This is a genomic window from Streptomyces sp. NPDC051987 (assembly GCF_040680735.1).
Taxonomy (GTDB): Bacteria; Actinomycetota; Actinomycetes; order Streptomycetales; family Streptomycetaceae; genus Streptomyces.
The window spans coordinates 1-17609 of sequence record NZ_JBFAXI010000007.1; the positions used below are offsets into that span (position 1 = coordinate 1).

Sequence of the window (17609 nt, forward strand, 5' to 3'; positions counted from 1 at the left end):
GTGGCGGCGATGACGTGGCCGGTCTCCAGGGTGCCCGTGCGGCCCTCGGCGCCGGCTCCCGGGGCGGCCGGCGCCGGCCGCGCCCCAGTCGGCGTGGGTGGCTACGGCGTGGTGTCGAGGTCGTCGTGGCCCATGACCAGGACCGCCGCGTCGTCCTCGTGGCCCACGCGTTCCGCGGCTCGCCGTCGTCCGCTGCGCGCTTGCGTGACACGGATCGCTCCAGGGCGAACCCGTAGGTTCTCGCCTTTACCGGCTCATAGTGCGAACGGCGGGTGAGTGATCGGCCGCTGCGGTGACGGCCGGGTGCGGTCGGCCGTCACCGCCCCGCCGAGGGCCGGGCCGGTCACTCCTCGCGCAGACCGTCCGCACGGCGGGACGCGCGCAGTGTGCCGACCGACCTGAGCAGCCGGTCCGCCGGGTCGCGCAGCCGCGGATGAGCGAGGACGGTGTTGCGCAGCCCGCGCACCGGACGGCGCCACAGCCGGTGCGCCGCGGCCACCGGGTGGGCGCGGGTGGCGAAGCCCTCGCCCACCCGCAGCTCGCGGGTCTTGAGCCAGTCCTTGTACTCCTTGTCGCCGCGCCCCAGGTCCACGAGGGTGACCCCGCCCCGCGCGGCGGCCTCCGCGGTGCGCAGATGCATCATCAACCCCGGTGAGTAATAGTGCAGTTCGGGGTCGTAGGCGGTGAACCAGGCGGCGAGTACGGTGGCCGAGCGCGGGCCGAAGTGGGCGGCGACCGGCCGGTCTCCGGCGTAGAGCACGGACAGCACGCCGGTGAAGTGCTCCGCGCGGACGTGGAAGAGGTGGTCCACGAGGCCGACGATCCAGGGGCGGGCGAAGCGGTCCATGCGCCCGGTCCGCCGGTACTGGGCGGATTTCCAGCGCATCAGGGTGCGCAGGGCCGCGGGGTCGCGCTCGTCGAACTCGAAGCGCAGGTCGCCGATGTCGCGGGCGAGGCGCCGCTCCTTCTTCAGTGTGGTCTTCGCCAGGCCCGGGTAGGTGGCGCGCAGCCACTCGGGGTAGCCGCCGTCGCCGGGCTTCACGTCGATCACCGGCGAGGCGAAGGTGCCGGTGACGTGGGGGGCGAAAGGTCTCTGCTCGGCGACCAGGTGGTCGAACTCGAAGATGGACAGCCCGCAGGCGCTCAGCAGCTCCTCGGCGTCCCAGCTGACTTTGGGCCGGTGCACCAGCGCCTGGCAGTCGGAGAGGCCGAGTCCGACGGCCCGGCCGACGCCGAGGGCGTTGCGCTCGTACGGGAGGAAGCCGACGGCCTCCCCGCCCTCGCGCAGGACCGCCACCCGTACCCCGGCGTGCTGTCTGCCGACGCCGATCGTGAACTCCGGGGCCAGAAAGGGGTTGGCGTACTCCGGCGACGCGTCCATCGCGTGGTGCCAGGCCGCGCGCAGCGACTGGGTCAGCTCGCCCGGTCTATGGATCGTTATGTCCACCTCAGATCAACCGCCCCTCGGCTGACGAGGTGTGTGACGCATGGCCTCCGGGCCGGTTCCCGGAACGACCTCTGCACTGGCCTCTGGATCGCATGGCGACCGCTCCCCCCATGACGCGCTTCACGCGTTCTGCCGCTGCTGTGGACAGCTCCTGTTTCGCGCCGTGCCCCTTCGATCCGCCACCGGCGACGGAGCCGCCGGTCCGGAGGTGTCGCTCAAACGTCGCGAAACAGTACGCACGCTGTCAAGGGTGCCACTGCCGGGGCAGGCCGGGATGGATGACCCGGACTTTCCCGGCCCTTTCCGTCCCGTCGCCGTCGGGGAACGCGCCCGTCCGCTCGCACCGGTGTGCCCGAACTGGCGCTCCCCGCCCGGTAAAGAAAGCGTTTGGTCTAGTCCAAAGTGGGCTTTGGTCCAGTCCAATTCATTGACGTGACCGCGACACCTCCGGAAGCTGGAACCCACCCCCACCTCCCCGGCTCCCCTGGAGGCACCAGTGAGACCCCTTCGCGCAGCTCTGGGCGCGGCCGCCGCCGTCACCCTCGCCGCCGCCGGCGCCACCGCGCTCGTCGCGAGCGACGCCTCGGGCGCGACCACCGCGCTGAGCAGCCGGTGGTACGCGGCGGCCCCGTACCTCATGCCGCTGGACAACAATCCGCCCAACGCGGCCGCCATCATGGACGCCACCGGTCTCAAGGCCTTCCAGCTGGCGTTCGTCCTCGCTCCCGACGGCGGCGGCTGCTCACCCACCTGGGGCGGCACGGCCGCGGTCTCCTCGGACACCGCCGTGCAGTCGGTGATCGACACGATCCGCGCCAAGGGCGGTGACGTCTCCGTCTCCATCGGCGGCTACGGCGGCACCAAGCTGGGCCAGGCCTGTGCGGACGCGGCCTCCACCGCCGCGGCCTACCAACAGGTCGTCACCAAGTACGGGCTGCACGCGATCGACTTCGACCTGGAGGAGCCGGAGTACGAGAACACCGCGGCGATCAAGAACGAGATCGGTGCCGCGAAGATCCTCCAGCAGAACAACCCGGGCCTGTACGTCTCGGTCACCACGCCCGGCACGGCCGACGGGACCGGCTGGTTCGGCAAGCAGATGCTCCTGGAGGCGAAGTCGCAGGCGTTCACGCCGAACAACTTCTCCATCATGCCGTTCGACGGCGGGTTCAACGGGGCGGCCGCGCAGACCGCCGCGCTCACCGCCTTCAACACGATCCTCCAGTCCACCTTCGGCTGGGACCAGGCGACCGCCTACGCCCATGAGGGCTTCTCCGGGATGAACGGCCGCAGCGACACCGGTGAGTACTTCACACAGGCCGACTTACAGACCGTGCTCGACTACGCCACGAGCCACCACATGGACCGCTTCACGTTCTGGTCGCTGAACCGCGACCGCCAGTGCAGCCCCGTCGACAACAACGGGACCACGTCCGGGACCTGTTCCAGTGTGGCGCAGGGCGACTGGGACTTCGCCAGGTACGCGGTGCGGTTCGCCGGGGTCACCCCGCCGACCACCACGCCCACCCCGACCCCCACCCCGACGCCCACCTCCTGCAAGACCGCCTGGAGTTCGACGGCGGTGTACACGGCCGGGAACGAGGTCTCGTACGGCGGCCACAACTGGAAGGCCAAGTGGTGGACGCAGAACGAGGTGCCCGGCGCCTCGCAGTGGGGCCCCTGGCAGGACGAGGGCGCCTGCTGAACCGGCACGTGCCCCGCACGACCACTCCGGTCGTACGGGACACGCAACCGTCCGTCGCGAGATTCCCCGGCGGCTAGTGGTGCCGCGCCAGGCGGTCGAGCACGGCCTGGGCCATGGCCGCCTCGCCCTTGGCGTTGGGGTGGGCCGGAGCGGCCGGGGAGGTCGGCTGGAGGGGTTCGATCCACCGGTCGGCCGGGGCCTTGCACATGTCGTGGCCGACGGTCGGGCCGTACGTGTCCACGTACCGGGCGCCGTTCCAGGCCGCGACCAGGCGCAGCATGAGGTTCAGCCGCTTCCCGGTGTCGCGGAGGTAGGGAAAGTCCTTGGCCGCGAAGGGAACCGTCGGATAGCAGCCGCTGCCGTCGTCGGGCAGCAGGTCGGGGTAGCCGACGACCAGGATCCGGGCGTGCGGGGCACGGGCGCGGATCGCCCGCAGCACCTTGTCGACCTTGGGTGCGGTCTGCGCGATGTTCAGCGTCAGCTGGTCGGTGCCGGACGCGTCGTAGTACTGCTGGCAGGGGTTGCCGGTCAGGTCCCTGGAGCTGAGCGCCGCGCAGGTGCCGATGATCGAGGCGAACCCGATGTCGTTGCCGCCGATCTGGACGCTCACCAGGTCCGTGTCGCGCTGTACGGCGTCGAGCTGCGGGCCGTTGGTGCCCTGCGCCTTCCACATCTCGGCGGTCGTCGCCCCGGAACAGCTGACGTCCTTGAACGCGCTCACCTTCCGCGCCGCCGCCACCAGCGAGGGGTAGTTGTGGTCGGAGCGGGCGCAGCCGGCGTCGACCTGGGTCGGGATGAGCGGGCCCGAGGTGTAGGAGTCACCGAGCGCCACGTAGCTGGTGGAGCGGTCGTGCCCGAAACCGTGACCGGGGTCGCCGCCGTGTGCCGCGGCCGGTGTCGTGGACGCGGCCACCAGGGCGCAACCGCCCAGCGCCGCCGCCACGGTGGCCTTCCGCCGCCGTCTGGCCGGACCGTCGGACGGGATGCCGTACGCCATGGAGTCCCCCCTGGAACCAGGACGCGCGCGGAACCGGTCCCGGCGGGTGGTCCGCACGCGTGTGTCGCGGTCTGTATACCGCCCGGTAGGAGTCCGTAGCCAGGGGTCGGACGTAAGGAACTGGATCGAGTAACCCGCCGCGCCCGCAGGGGAGTTTGCGGGTCCCGCGGCCGGACGGCCGGATCGGTGGCCGGCTCGCGCTCGCCGCGGGCGCGGGGCCGGCTGCCGAGAATTCCGCCGCCGAGGGCTTGTCGTCGGTATGCCTCACCACTTAAATCAAATCATGAACTAAGCAGGGCGGTGCGCCGGTCCGGCGCACCGCCTGCCCGCCTCAGGAGCCGCTGATGAGACTGAGATCCCTGGGCGTGGTGCTCGCCGCCCTGGCAGCACTGCTCGCCCTTCCCGCCGCCCACGCGCCGGCGGCCCAGGCCGCAGACGCCCCGCTGTCGCAGGGGAAGACGGCCACCGCCTCCTCCGAGGAGAACGCCGGGACCACCGCAGCGAACGCGGTCGACGGCAACACCGGCACCCGCTGGTCGTCCGCGTTCACCGACGACCAGTGGCTCCAGGTCGACCTCGGCGCCACCGCCCAGGTCAGCCAGGTGGTCCTCACCTGGGAGACCGCCTACGGCAAGGACTACAAGGTCCAGATCTCCTCCGACGGCAGCAACTGGACCGACCTGCAGTCCGTGACCGGCGGCGACGGCGGCACCGACACCCTCTCCGTCTCCGGGCAGGGCCGCTACGTCCGGATGCTGGGCGTGCACCGCGCCACCCAGTGGGGCTACTCGCTCTGGGAGTTCCAGGTCTACGGCACCACCACCGGCACGCCCCCGGTCCAGGGCGGCGGCGACCTCGGCCCCGACGTGATCGTCGTCGACCCGTCCACGCCGAACCTCCAGGCGAAGTTCGACTCCGTCTTCGCCCAGCAGGAGTCGGCCCAGTTCGGTACCGGCCGCTACCAGTTCCTGCTCAAGCCGGGCACCTACAACGGAATCAACGCCCAGATCGGCTTCTACACCTCTATCTCCGGCCTGGGTCTGAACCCCGACGACACCCAGATCAACGGTGACGTCACCGTCGACGCCGGCTGGTTCAACGGCAACGCCACCCAGAACTTCTGGCGTTCGGCGGAGAACCTCGCCATCACGCCGTCCAACGGCACCGACCGGTGGGCCGTGGCTCAGGCGGCCCCCTTCCGCCGGATCCACGTCAAGGGCGGCCTCAACCTCGCGCCGAACGGCTACGGCTGGGCCTCCGGCGGCTACATCGCCGACTCGAAGATCGACGGCACGGTCGGTCCGTACTCCCAGCAGCAGTGGTACACCCGCGACAGCTCGGTCGGCGGCTGGACCAACGGCGTCTGGAACATGACCTTCTCCGGAGTCCAGGGCGCACCCACGACCGACTTCGCCACCGGCTCCTACACCACGCTGGACACCACCCCGGTCTCGCGCGAGAAGCCGTTCCTCTACCTGGACGGCAGCGCCTACAAGGTCTTCGTCCCGGCCAAGCGCACGGGCGCCCGAGGCGTCTCCTGGCCGGCCAACGCGGGCACCTCCCTCCCGCTCGACCAGTTCTACGTCGTCAAGCCCGGCGCCACCGCGGCCACCATCAACCAGGCCCTCGCCCAGGGCCTCAACCTCCTCTTCACCCCGGGCATCTACCACCTGAACCAGACCATCAACGTCACCCGCGCCGACACCGTGGTCCTCGGACTCGGCCTCGCCACCCTGGTCCCGGACAACGGCGTCGACGCCCTGCACGTCGCCGACGTCGACGGTGTCAGGCTCGCCGGGTTCCTCATCGACGCGGGCACCGTCAACTCCGACACCCTGCTGCGGATCGGCGACCCCGGCTCCACCGCCGACCACTCCGCCGACCCCACCACCATGCAGGACGTGTTCGTCCGCATCGGCGGTGCCGGACCCGGCCTCGCCACCAACTCGGTCGTGGTCAACAGCAACAACGTGATCATCGACCACACCTGGCTGTGGCGCGCCGACCACGGCAGCGGAGTCGGCTGGACCACCAACCGGGCCGACTACGGCCTCAGGGTCAACGGCAACGACGTCCTCGCCACCGGCCTGTTCGTCGAGCACTTCAACAAGTACGACGTCTACTGGAACGGCGAACGCGGCCGCACGATCTTCTTCCAGAACGAGAAGGCGTACGACGCCCCGAACGCCGCCGCCATCACCCACGACGGCGTCGTCGGCTACGCGGCCTACAAGGTCGCCGACACCGTGACCACCCACGAGGCCTGGGGCCTGGGCAGCTACTGCAACTACACGGCCGATCCGACGATCGTGCAGTCCAACGGCTTCCAGGTGCCGACCGGTCAGGGGATCACGATGCACGACCTGCTGGTGATCTCCCTGGGCGGCATGGGTCAGTACGCCCACGTGGTCAACACCACCGGATCACCCACCTCGGGGACCAGCACGACCCCGTCGAAGGTGACCCGGTTCCCGTAGCCGGACAGCCCCGCTAGACCGTCCGGCGCAGCAACAGCCGCCGCGCGGGCCGCTCCACGCCCTCGTAGAGGAGCCAGGACAGGCCCAGCGACACGGTGAACGCGACGGCGACGACGGCCACGCCGGGGAGCAGGTCGTACCGCGGGCGGGTGCCGAGCAGCTGGGTGCCCGCCCGCAGCACCAGCAGATGGACCATGTAGAACGCGAACGACAGCTCGCCGAGGCGGACCAGCCACCGGCGCCGCCACAGCGAGGGCAGGCCGTGCAGGTCCGCGAGGGCCGCCGCCGGGATGAGCAGCGCGAAGCCCGCGAGGGTGCAGGCGGTGGCCGGGTAGTCACCGGTGACCTGCGGCACCAGGAAGTAGCCGATGACCGCGAGCGCCAGCGAGGCCTCCAGACCGGGGCCGCGCCACCGGCCGAGCAGCACCAGCCGCGCGGTGGCCGCGCCCAGTACGAACTCCGGCAGCCGGGCGGCCGGGAAGGAGCTGATCGGCTGCGCCCACCAGTGGTGCACGTCCGTCCAGGCCAGCACCGGCACCGTGAGCGCGGCCAGCGCGGCCAGCGCCGTGGCGCCCCGTGCGCCCAGGCGGCGCAGCAGCACCGCCAGCAGCGGGAACGCGGCGTAGAAGAAGGCCTCGCAGGCCAGCGACCAGCTGACCGGGTCCAGCGTCTGCCACCAGGGCCGCCACCAGGAGTGCACCAGGAGGACATCGGCCAGGCCCTGCGCGAGGGTCGGCCTCGGCTGGCGGGGCAGCGTGCACACCATGACCAGCGCGACGGCCGCGGTGACCAGGTGCACGGGGTAGACCCGCGCGACCCGCCGCCACCAGAAGCGCGCCGCCGGGTCGCCCGGCCGCGCGGACCACATGAGCACGAACCCGGAGAGGACGAAGAAGAACGACACCCCCGAGGCGCCGGCCTCGAATCCCCAGGACACGAAGCGGCCGCCGGTGCCGCCGAAGTAGCGGAAGTTGTGCACGTGCAGCCCGAAGACCAGCACCGCGGCCATCCATCTGAGGCCGGTCAGGGAGGGCAGTGCGGGGGCGGGGGCGGACGGCGGGGTGCGGGCGGGCGGCGCGGCGGCCGGAGCGGTCGGCGGGGCCTGGGTCGCCGTCGTCATCGAGTCACCTGCCGGAGGGTTCGGGCGTGGAGCATGAAACGGAGCGTTGCCCGTTCTGCACCTTTCACTCCGGCCGCGGGCGAAACATCACACCAACGCCGGGTGAGGGCCTCGGCCATACGGGCCGCGGGGGCCGGACGGGCGGTTGCGACCCTACCCGGACGGCCGACGCCTCCCGTGGCCCTCGCCGGGCGTCGCGGCGCCCGCGCGACGCCGTGGCCCGCGCGTTCGGGCCGTGCGCGGCGCGCCGAAACCCGGGGGCACGAACGTGTGACCCGGCCGTCGACGCGTTGACGCCGCTACGGGCGGCCCGACGTGGCGACGGCGCTCGGCCGGCTCTCCGGTGTGGTGTCCCGGACCTCCGACGGGGTCGCCGAACGGCTGGGCGAGGGCACCTGCACGGCGTTCCGGGTCGGCGTCCTGCGCGTGGGTTCCGGCGGATTTCCGCCCCGCGTCGGCGCGACGGTCGGGCGCGGACTGGGCTGCACCGGCGACGGGGACGGCGAGGGGCGCTGCGGGTCTGTCGGGCTGACGGCCGGCGGTGCGAGCGGCGGCCGGGGCGACGCCGGTGCCGCGGGCGCGGCGAGGTGCAGCGACAGGGCGACACAGGCGGCGACGGCGCAGGTCACTCCGGCTCCGGCCGCCGTGCGGACCAGGCGGCGCCGGCTTGCCGCCCGGCGGATCTCCTCGTACCGGCCCGGCGGCGCACCGAGGTGGACGGCGGGCGGCCGCAGGATGACCGCGAGCGGGTCGTCGGGGCTGTCGGACCCGGGTTCGTCATCAAAGCGTGTGGTCAAGGCTTCTCCTCAGATGGCCGCGGAGCAGTTCTCGGGCCGCGTGCAGATCGGCCTTGACGGTCCCCTCCTTGCGCCCGGTCAGCTCGGACACCTCCCGGATCGGCATGTCAGCGTAGTAGTGCAGCAGGATCGGCACCCGCAGCCGCTCGGGCAGCGACTGCACCAGCAGCCGTACCGAGGGATCCGTCGGCTCGGTGTGCGGGCGGGTCGCGGCCTCCGAGCCGACACGGCGCACCGCCCGGCGCTCGCGCTCCAGCTTGCGCCAGTGGTCCCGGACGAGATTGGCCGCGGTGACGTAGAGGAAGCCGCGCGGCTCCTCCACCTTGGTCCACCGGGCCCACAGCCGGGTGAAGGCCTCCGAGGCGATCTCGTGCGCCGTCTCGTCGTCGTCGACCAGACGGCGGCACCAGCCGGCCAGGCGCGGGTACAGGGCGGCGAACAGCTCGGAGGCCGCCTTGTCTCGGGACCTTTTCAACGTTCTCCAGAGTCGTGGGGGCGTGGGGGTTCAGGGGGGAGGATGCGGGCCCGGCGGCGTACGTTCCGCCGGGCCCGCATCCCGGTGGATCAGCCGGTGCCGGTCAGCGTGGCGAAGACGATCACGTTGTCGAGGTAGCCGTGCCCGCTGCGCGGGCCGCCGCAGGTGATCAGCCGCAGCTCCGGGCGGTCCACGTCCCCGTACACGTCCTGGGTCGGGAACGCGGACTTGGCGACCGTACGCACCTCGCCGACGGTGAACACCGCCGACCGGCCGTTCTCCAGACGCGCCACGACCTCGTCGCCGCGGCGCACCCGGTCGAGGTGCCGGAACACCCCGTCGCCGTAGGCGCCGACCGTGACGTGCCCGAGGATCACCGACGGGCCGACCTGCCCCGGGGTGGGGGAGTGGCGGTACCAGCCGGCCCGGTCGTGGGCGGTGATCGGCGGCACCTGCACGGTGCCGTCGGCCGCCAGGCCCAGCCGCAGCAGCGGGGTGTCGACCCCGATCGCCGGGATGCGCAGCCGGACCGGCGTGGACCGGCCGAGTGCGGCGGGCCCGGTCGACGCGGCGGACGAGGCGGCCCCGGCGGACGACGCGGCTCCGGCGGACGGCTGTCCGCGGTGCGCCGTGGTCACCGCCCGGTGCGGTGCCTGGCCTGCGCAGCCCGCGAGGAGCGAGGCCGTCGCGGCGGTGACGAAGGCGCGCCTGGAGAGCGGGGTCATGCCTTGGTCGCCCGGCGGCGGACGGCGAACACCGCCGCGCCGGCGGCGAGCACCGCGGCGGCCGCGCCGCCGCCGATCAGCGCGCCCTCGGAGCCGGAGCCGGAGGACGACTCCGTCACCCCGGTGTCGGGCGCGCCCTGCGGCACCGCCGCGACCTGGCGCGAGTGCCGCGTCGGTGCGGGGGTGGGGGTGGCCACTCGGGTGGGCACCGCGGACGGTTCCTGGGACGGAGCGGCCGACGGCTCGGCCGAGGCCACCACGGTGGGGACCGGGCTCGGGCGGGTGCCGTCGGCGAACGCGGGCACGGTGCCCGCCAGGACGGCGGTGCAGGCCAGTGCTGCGGCGCTCAGGACAGTTCGGCGCATGGAGTCGCTCTCTTTCGTCGGCCCGCCGTGGTCGGGGCGGGCTGAGTTACGGATCGAGCGGAGAGACGACCCGGCACCGGGGCGGGTTGTAAAGAGACGGCAAAGTCGCGCGGGGTGGGAGCGGTGGGGCGGAGGTTGTCCGGATAGCGACGAGACTTGAGTGGTTTGTTTTCTTGAATCATTCGTGTTTGAGACGGTAGGTTGGCGCCATGACCGCATCCCAGCCCCCGACGACCGCCGCAGAGCTGCGCGGTGCCGGCCTGCGGGTGACGGCCGCCCGCGTCGCGCTGCTGGAGACCGTCCGCCACGGCGACCACCTCGATGTCGAGGCGATCGCCTCGGGCGTCCGCGAGCGCGTAGGCCACATATCGCTCCAAGCCGTGTACGACGCGCTGCACGCGCTCACCACGGCAGGACTCATACGCCGCATCGAACCGGCCGGCAGCCCGGCCCGGTTCGAGGGACGCGTCGGCGACAACCACCACCACGTCCTGTGCCGGTCGTGCGGTGCCGTCGCCGACGTCGACTGCGCGGTCGGCGACGCCCCGTGCCTGACCGCTTCGGGTGACCACGGCTTCGCGATCGACGAGGCCGAGGTCATCTACTGGGGCCTGTGCCCCGCCTGTTCCACCGTCAGCAGTTCCTGATGTTCCCGAATATCTCGATCCGCCCATTCCGGAAGGATTTCCCCCATGTCTGAGACCCAGGAGAACGCCGCGGGCCAGTGCCCGGTCGCGCATGACCGCGCCCCGCACCCCACCCAGGGCGGCGGCAACCGCCAGTGGTGGCCCGAGGGGCTCAACCTGAAGATCCTTGCCAAGAACCCGGCCGTCGCCAACCCGCTCGACGAGGGGTTCAACTATGCCGAGGCGTTCCAGAACCTCGACCTCGCGGCCGTGAAACGCGACATCGCGGAGGTGCTGACCACTTCGCAGGACTGGTGGCCGGCCGACTTCGGCAACTACGGGCCGCTGATGATCCGCATGGCCTGGCACAGCGCGGGCACCTACCGCATCTCCGACGGCCGCGGCGGCGCCGGCGCCGGCCAGCAGCGCTTCGCCCCGCTCAACAGCTGGCCGGACAACGGCAACCTCGACAAGGCGCGCCGTCTGCTGTGGCCGGTCAAGAAGAAGTACGGCCAGGCCATCTCCTGGGCCGACCTCATGATCCTCACCGGCAACGTGGCCCTGGAGTCGATGGGCTTCAAGACCTTCGGCTTCGGCGGCGGCCGCGAGGACGTCTGGGAGCCGGAGGACGACGTCTACTGGGGCCCCGAGAAGGTCTGGCTGGACGACCAGCGCTACACCGGCGACCGCGACCTGGAGAGCCCGCTCGGCGCCGTCCAGATGGGCCTGATCTACGTCAACCCGGAGGGCCCCAACGGCAACCCGGACCCGGTCGCCGCGGCCCGCGACATCCGTGAGACCTTCCACCGCATGGCGATGAACGACGAGGAGACCGTCGCCCTCATCGCCGGCGGCCACACCTTCGGCAAGACCCACGGCGCCGGCCCCGCCGACCACGTGGGCGCCGAGCCCGAGGGCGCGCCGATCGAGCAGCAGGGCCTCGGCTGGAAGAGCACCTACGGCACCGGCAAGGGCGGCGACGCGATCACCAGCGGCCTGGAGGTCACCTGGACCACCAAGCCCACCCAGTGGAGCAACGATTTCTTCAGCATCCTCTTCGGCTACGAGTGGGAGCTGACCGAGTCCCCGGCCGGCGCCAAGCAGTGGGTCGCCAAGGACGCCGAGGCGATCATCCCCGACGCGCACGACCCGTCGAAGAAGCGTCTGCCCACGATGCTCACCACCGACCTGTCGCTGCGCTTCGACCCGATCTACGAGCAGATCTCGCGCCGCTTCCACGAGAACCCCGACCAGTTCGCGGACGCGTTCGCCCGCGCCTGGTTCAAGCTGACCCACCGCGACATGGGCCCCAAGTCCCTGTACCTCGGCCCGGAGGTCCCGGCGGAGACGCTGATCTGGCAGGACCCGCTGCCGGAGCGCGAGGGCGAGCTCATCGACGCGGCCGACGTCGCGGCCCTGAAGGCCAAGCTCCTCGACTCGGGCCTGACCGTCTCGCAGCTGGTCAAGGCCGCGTGGGCGTCGGCCTCGACGTACCGCGGCAGCGACAAGCGCGGCGGCGCCAACGGTGCCCGCATCCGCCTGGAGCCGCAGCGCGGCTGGGAGGTCAACGACCCGGACGAGCTCGCCCAGGTGCTGCGCGTCCTGGAGGGCGTGCAGCGCGACTTCAACACCGGCGCCAAGAAGGTCTCCCTGGCGGACCTGATCGTCCTCGGCGGTGCCGCCGCGGTGGAGAAGGCCGCCAAGGACGGCGGCGTCGACATCGAGGTGCCCTTCACCCCGGGCCGGGTCGACGCGACCGAGGAGCACACGGACGCCGAGTCCTTCGCGGCCCTGGAGCCGCCGGCGGACGGCTTCCGCAACTACGTGGGCAAGGGCAACCGCCTGCCCGCCGAGTACCTGCTCCTGGACCGCGCCAACCTGCTCGGCCTGAGCGCCCCCGAGCTGACCGTCCTCGTCGGCGGTCTGCGCGTCCTCGGCGCCAACCAGGGCGGGTCGAAGCACGGTGTCCTCACCGAGACGCCGGGCGTGCTGACCAACGACTTCTTCGTCAACCTGCTCGACATGGGCACGACCTGGAAGTCCACCTCCGAGGACCAGTCCACCTTCGAGGGCCGCGATGAGAGCGGCGCGGTCAAGTGGACCGGCACCCGCGCCGACCTGGTCTTCGGCGCCAACTCCGAGCTGCGCGCCCTCGCGGAGGTCTACGCGAGTGACGACGCCAAGGAGAAGTTCGTGAAGGACTTCGTCGCCGCCTGGACGAAGGTCGCCGACGCGGACCGGTTCGACCTGGTCTGACCGACCGGCGCCCGATGCCCGGACCGGCCCCCCGTGGGCAGGGCCGGGCATCGGCGTCTTTGCGGCCCCTTGGTCAACTCCCCACCGGGGCGGGTGCGTAGCGCGCTGCACATGAGTCGTTCTTTACCCCACCATGACCTCGACTCCCGCTGTTCACGCGGCCTTCGCAGACTCTGCACGTCCTTCAGTCACCCCCCGTACCGGCCGCCCGCGGGAGTTCCAGCATGAGCCACGGTCACAGCCACGCCCACGGTCACCACCACCCTCACCACCACGAGGACGGCGACGCCGCCTCGTCGCTGCCGCCCGCCCTCGACCTGTCCGTGCCCGACACCGAGCTGACGCCCGGTCAGCTCTCCCGCCGCTCCATGCTCCGCCGCACCGGCCTGCTCGGCGCCGGCCTCGCGGCCGGCAGCGTCCTCGCGGGTGCGGGCCAGGCCGCCGCGGCGGCCTCCTCCGACCACGCCCGAAGCGGCCCGTCCGGCGGCTACCTGTGGCTGGCCGGCGACCACCACATCCACACCCAGTACAGCTCCGACGCCAAGTACCGGGTCATCGACCACGTCCGGCAGGCCAACGCGCACGGCCTGGACTGGATGGTCATCACCGACCACGGCAGCGAGACCCATGCCAAGATCGGTGTCGAGAAGGTCAACCCGGACATCGTCGCCGCCCGCGACCAGATCGAGGACACGCTGGTCTTCCAGGGCCTGGAGTGGAACATCCCGGCCGCCGAGCACGGCACGGTCTTCGTCCACCCCGGCAAGAACGAGGTCGCCGTCCTCAAGGAGTTCGAGAACTCCTTCGACGGCTCGGTGAAGGGTGCCTCCGCGAGCAGCCCCGCCAACGAGGCGCTGGCCATCTCCGGCCTCAACTTCCTGGCGGAGCAGGTGCAGCGCCGCAAGGTCAGGGACGTCCTGTTCCTCGCCAACCACCCGGCGCGCAAGGGCATCGACTCCCCGCACGAGATCCGCGCCTGGCGCGACGCCCAGCCGTCGATCGCCGTCGGCTTCGAGGGCGCGCCCGGCCACCAGGCGGGCGGCCTGCCCAAGCCGAACGGCCCCGGTTCGGCCCGCGGCATCTACGACAACAGCCCGAGCGCCGACTCCTTCGCCGGTTACCCGTTGGAGAGCTACCGCACCTGGGGCGGCTTCGACTGGATGACCGCCACCGTCGGCGGCCTGTGGGACAGCCTGCTCGCCGAGGGCAAGCCCTGGTGGATCACCGCCAACTCCGACTCCCACAACGTGTACGCCGACACCGCGGTGCGCGGCCCGAACAGCGACTTCAACGCCAACGGCCGGTACGAGGACCCGGTCTACGGCACCGGCATCAGCCTCGCCGACACCGACTTCTGGCCGGGCCAGTACTCCCGCACCCACGTCGGCGCGTCGTCCTTCTCCTACAAGTCGGTCATGGACGGCATCCGCGCCGGCCGGGTCTGGGTCGACCACGGCGGCCTGATCAGCGGCCTCGACGCCCGGCTGCGCTCCGGCTCCCAGGCGGTGACCCTCGGCGGAGTGCTGCACGTCCGCAAGGGCAGCAGGGTCGACCTGGTCATCGAGATCAGCCTTGCCAACGGCCCCAACTGGGCCCAGTTCGTGCCGACGCTGGCCCGTGTCGACGTCATCCAGGGCGATGTCACCGGCCAGGCGAGCGACCCGGACACGTTCACCACGCCCGCCACCAGGGTCGTGAAGTCCTTCGAGGTCGACAAGGCGACCGGTGCGGTCAAGCTGACGTACTCCCTCGGCCGCCTGGACAAGCCGGTGTACGTCCGGCTGCGCGGCACCGACGGCAACCGCTCCGCGGTGGGCGTCCACGGTGCCGCCGTGGACCCGGCCGGCCCGGCCATCGACGTCCTCGGCGACGCCGACCCGTGGAAGGACCTGTGGTTCTACTCCAACCCGATGTGGGTCCTGCCCGCATGACCACCCCGCACCACGCGACCGGTGTCCGCTCCGTCATCGGGGTGGACGCCGGTACGGCGACCCTGCGCGAGGCCGACCACCTGATCCATCGGCTGCTGGGCCGACTGGCGCTCCCGGAGGGCGGGTTCGCCTGCACCCACCTGTTCCGCACCGACGAGCGCCGGGGCGTGGCGGTCTCGCTGGCCGTCCCGGACGCGGACGCCGTGTGGCCGGAGCTGCTGGCGGCCCTGCCGGCGGGAGCCGGTCTCGCCTCGGGCGAGCGCGCGCACGGTCCGGCCGAGGCAGTCGGCACGGCCCGACGGGCGGCGGCCGCGCCCCCGGGCTCCGGCCGGGCGGTCGTCTACCCCGGCGTGGGGCGGCTGACCGGCACGGTCACCGTGGCGGACGTACGGGACCTCACCGCCATCGAACACCTCGTCGTGCTCGGCGCCCCGAAGGGCGAACTCCCGCCCACCGCGCAGGTGCGGACCCAGGACCACGTACGTCCCGAGTGGCGGGCCGGAACCCTCACCCTCGCCCTGGTCCCGGCGGCGGGCGGCCTGCTGGCCCCCTTCGAGGTCCCCCATCCCACCCCGTGCTGCGCGGACCATCTCTGACCCGAGGGTAACCCCTTAGTGACATGGCCTGGTCAAATCTGTCAGGCTTCCGACTCGCACCACTTCGCCATGCGTGAGGCCGCCACCGGCGCACCCCAGCCGGACCGGCGGCCACCGAGCAGGCCAGGACCCTGGCCTCCGCAAAGGAGTCTCGTGTGAGATCGACCCCCCACAAGGCCTTCGCCACCAGCGCGTTGGCCGTCGCGGCACTCGCCGCCGCCCTGCTGCCCGGCACCTCGGCCTCCGCGGCCGAACCGTCCGACGCCGCCGCCTGCACGTCGAGCCAGCTGATCACCAACGGCGGCTTCGAGAGCGGCACGTCACCGTGGACCCAGTCCTCGACCAGTGTCATCACCAGCCGCTCCGGCCAGTCCGCCCACGGCGGCACCAGCTTCGCCTGGCTGGACGGCACCGGCTCCACCCACACCGACACGCTCTCCCAGAGCGTCACCATCCCCTCGGGGTGCGCCGCCACGCTCTCCTTCTGGCTGCACACCGACACCGCCGAGACGACCAGCTCGACGGCGTACGACAAACTCACCGCGAAGATCGGCAGCACCACGCTGGCGACCTACTCCAACCTGGACAAGAACACCGGGTACGTGAAGAAGTCGTTCGACGTGTCCGCGTTCGCCGGACAGACCGTGACCGTCGCCTTCTCCGGCACCGAGGACTCCAGCCTCCAGACCAGCTTCGTCCTGGACGACGTCGCCCTGGACACCTCGGCCGCCACCACCCCGGGCGACACCACCCGTACCCCTGCCTCCCCGGGGTACACCGTCAGCCTCACCAGCAACTCCAGCGGCACCAGCTGGACCGGCCACGAGAGCGTCACCTTCACCAACGCCTCCGCGACCGCACTGAGCGAGGTCTACCTCAGGCTGTGGGACAACTACCACGGCACCTGCTCGGCCCCGCCGATCACCGTCAGCAACGTGACCGGCGGCACCGCGGGCGCGCTCTCGGTCGCCTGCACGGCACTGGAGGTGGCCCTGCCGACCCCGCTGGCCCAGGGGCAGAGCACCACGATCGGCTTCGACCTGGGCATCACCGTCCCCAGCGGCGCCGACCGCTTCGGCTACGACGGTGCGTTCAGCATGATCGGCAACGCGCTGCCCGTCCTCGCGATCCGGGACGGATCCGGCTGGCACCTGGACCCGTACACCAACAACGGCGAGTCCTTCTACTCCCTGGCCGCCGACTTCAAGGTGACCCTGGACCACCCCAGCAGCCTGCTCGTCCCGGCGACCGGCACCTCCGTCGACACCCCCGGCTCCAGCGGCCGCACCGTCACCACCGCGACCGCCTCCAAGGTCCGTGACTTCGCCTGGGCGGCCGGACCGTTCAGCAAGATCTCCGGCACCTCCCCCGGCGGGGTCCCGATCAACATCTACTCGGTGTCGGGCATCAGCTCCTCCAGCGCGCAGTCGATGCTCTCCACCGCCAAGTCGGCGGTCGACGCCCACGCCGGACGCTTCGGGGGCTACCCGTACGGCGAGCTGGACGCGGTCATCGACAACAACTTCTGGTTCGGCGGCATGGAGTACCCCGGCTTCGTCCTCGACCTCGTCAGCACCACCGCCCTCACCCACGAGATCGGCCACCAGTGGTGGTACGGCATCGTCGGCGACGACGAGTACAACAGCCCCTGGCTGGACGAGGCGTTCACCGACTACGCCACCGACCTGGCGCAGGGACTGACCGGCACCAACTGCTGGAACAGCGTCTCCTGGGCCTCCTCGGCGGAGAAGATCACCAACTCGATGGCCTACTGGGACGCCCACTCCTCCCGGTACTCCACCGTCGTCTACGGCTACGGCAAGTGCGCCCTGCACGACCTGCGCCGCCTCATCGGTGACACCGCCATGACGAACCTCCTGAAGAGCTACGCGAGTTCGCACTGGTACGGCGTCTCGACCACCGCCGAGTTCAAGGCGGCGGCCCAGGCGGCCACCAGCACCGACCTGACGTCGTTCTGGACCACCCACCGCATCGACGGCTGACACCCCCGGCGCGCCGGGGGTGTCAGGGCGCGCGGGACGGCCGCGGACACAGGCCGGCCCGCGCCGCTCCGGGCACGGGCTTGGCACCG

Annotated in this window: 14 protein-coding genes; 7 read left to right on the forward strand and 7 right to left on the reverse strand. The window is 71.8% G+C overall.

From position 1 onward, the window contains the following. Positions 1 to 343 precede the first annotated feature (343 nt). Entirely contained in the window at positions 344 to 1447 is a 1104-nt protein-coding gene (locus AB0M11_RS05680) for a GNAT family N-acetyltransferase (RefSeq protein WP_365701728.1), read from the reverse strand. Positions 1448 to 1943: 496 nt separating this feature from the next. On the opposite strand from AB0M11_RS05680, the gene AB0M11_RS05685 reads away from it, so the two are divergent. Further along, positions 1944 to 3152: a carbohydrate-binding protein gene (locus AB0M11_RS05685; RefSeq protein WP_365701730.1), complete on the forward strand. Its 1209-nt coding sequence runs from the start codon at positions 1944 to 1946 to the stop codon at positions 3150 to 3152. Between the two features lie 73 nt (positions 3153 to 3225). Here the strand turns inward: AB0M11_RS05685 and AB0M11_RS05690 are convergent, their stop codons facing one another. Further along, a complete protein-coding gene (locus tag AB0M11_RS05690; RefSeq protein WP_365701732.1) occupies positions 3226 to 4149 on the reverse strand; it encodes an SGNH/GDSL hydrolase family protein in 924 nt (307 codons plus the stop codon). Positions 4150 to 4493: 344 nt separating this feature from the next. Between AB0M11_RS05690 and AB0M11_RS05695 the strand changes: the two genes are divergently transcribed. After that, complete coding sequence (locus AB0M11_RS05695; protein ID WP_365701734.1) at positions 4494 to 6626, forward strand: discoidin domain-containing protein; 2133 nt, start codon at positions 4494 to 4496, stop codon at positions 6624 to 6626. 13 nt (positions 6627 to 6639) lie between these two features. Here AB0M11_RS05695 and AB0M11_RS05700 read toward each other — a convergent pair whose 3' ends face one another. The 5 genes from AB0M11_RS05700 to AB0M11_RS05720 form a co-directional block, all read right to left on the reverse strand. After that, positions 6640 to 7746 carry an acyltransferase gene (locus tag AB0M11_RS05700; protein WP_365701736.1) on the reverse strand — a complete coding sequence of 369 codons (1107 nt, stop codon included), beginning with the start codon at positions 7744 to 7746 and terminating at the stop codon, positions 6640 to 6642. A gap of 299 nt (positions 7747 to 8045) precedes the next feature. Further along, positions 8046 to 8543: a hypothetical protein gene (locus tag AB0M11_RS05705; protein WP_365701738.1), complete on the reverse strand. Its 498-nt coding sequence runs from the start codon at positions 8541 to 8543 to the stop codon at positions 8046 to 8048. Beyond that, the gene (locus AB0M11_RS05710) at positions 8527 to 9018 is read right to left on the reverse strand and encodes an RNA polymerase sigma factor (protein ID WP_365701740.1); all 492 of its coding nucleotides are present in this window, start codon (positions 9016 to 9018) and stop codon (positions 8527 to 8529) included. The genes AB0M11_RS05705 and AB0M11_RS05710 overlap by 17 nt, the downstream gene beginning before the upstream one ends. Positions 9019 to 9107: 89 nt before the next feature. After that, positions 9108 to 9743 (reverse strand): class F sortase, encoded by a 636-nt coding sequence (locus AB0M11_RS05715; protein WP_365701742.1) that lies wholly within the window; start codon positions 9741 to 9743, stop codon positions 9108 to 9110. Continuing rightward, on the reverse strand, positions 9740 to 10108 hold the full coding sequence (locus AB0M11_RS05720) for a sortase-dependent protein (RefSeq protein WP_365701744.1): 369 nt from the start codon (positions 10106 to 10108) through the stop codon (positions 9740 to 9742). The genes AB0M11_RS05715 and AB0M11_RS05720 overlap by 4 nt, the downstream gene beginning before the upstream one ends. Positions 10109 to 10317: 209 nt before the next feature. Here AB0M11_RS05720 and AB0M11_RS05725 point away from each other — a divergent pair, with 209 nt between their 5' ends. The 5 genes from AB0M11_RS05725 (at position 10318) to AB0M11_RS05745 (ending at position 17520) form a co-directional block, all read left to right on the forward strand. Beyond that, a complete protein-coding gene (locus AB0M11_RS05725) occupies positions 10318 to 10755 on the forward strand; it encodes a Fur family transcriptional regulator (RefSeq protein ID WP_365701746.1) in 438 nt (145 codons plus the stop codon). A 45-nt stretch (positions 10756 to 10800) separates the two neighbouring features. Next, positions 10801 to 12990 (forward strand): catalase/peroxidase HPI, encoded by a 2190-nt coding sequence (gene katG / locus AB0M11_RS05730; protein WP_365701748.1) that lies wholly within the window; start codon positions 10801 to 10803, stop codon positions 12988 to 12990. Between the two features lie 224 nt (positions 12991 to 13214). Then, positions 13215 to 14921, forward strand: coding sequence for a PHP domain-containing protein (locus AB0M11_RS05735; RefSeq protein WP_365701750.1), 1707 nt, complete (start codon positions 13215 to 13217; stop codon positions 14919 to 14921). Further along, positions 14918 to 15517 (forward strand): hypothetical protein, encoded by a 600-nt coding sequence (locus AB0M11_RS05740; RefSeq protein WP_365701752.1) that lies wholly within the window; start codon positions 14918 to 14920, stop codon positions 15515 to 15517. The genes AB0M11_RS05735 and AB0M11_RS05740 overlap by 4 nt, the downstream gene beginning before the upstream one ends. 155 nt (positions 15518 to 15672) lie before the next feature. After that, on the forward strand, positions 15673 to 17520 hold the full coding sequence (locus AB0M11_RS05745; RefSeq protein WP_365701754.1) for a M1 family aminopeptidase: 1848 nt from the start codon (positions 15673 to 15675) through the stop codon (positions 17518 to 17520). The last annotated feature ends 89 nt before the right edge of the window (positions 17521 to 17609 follow it).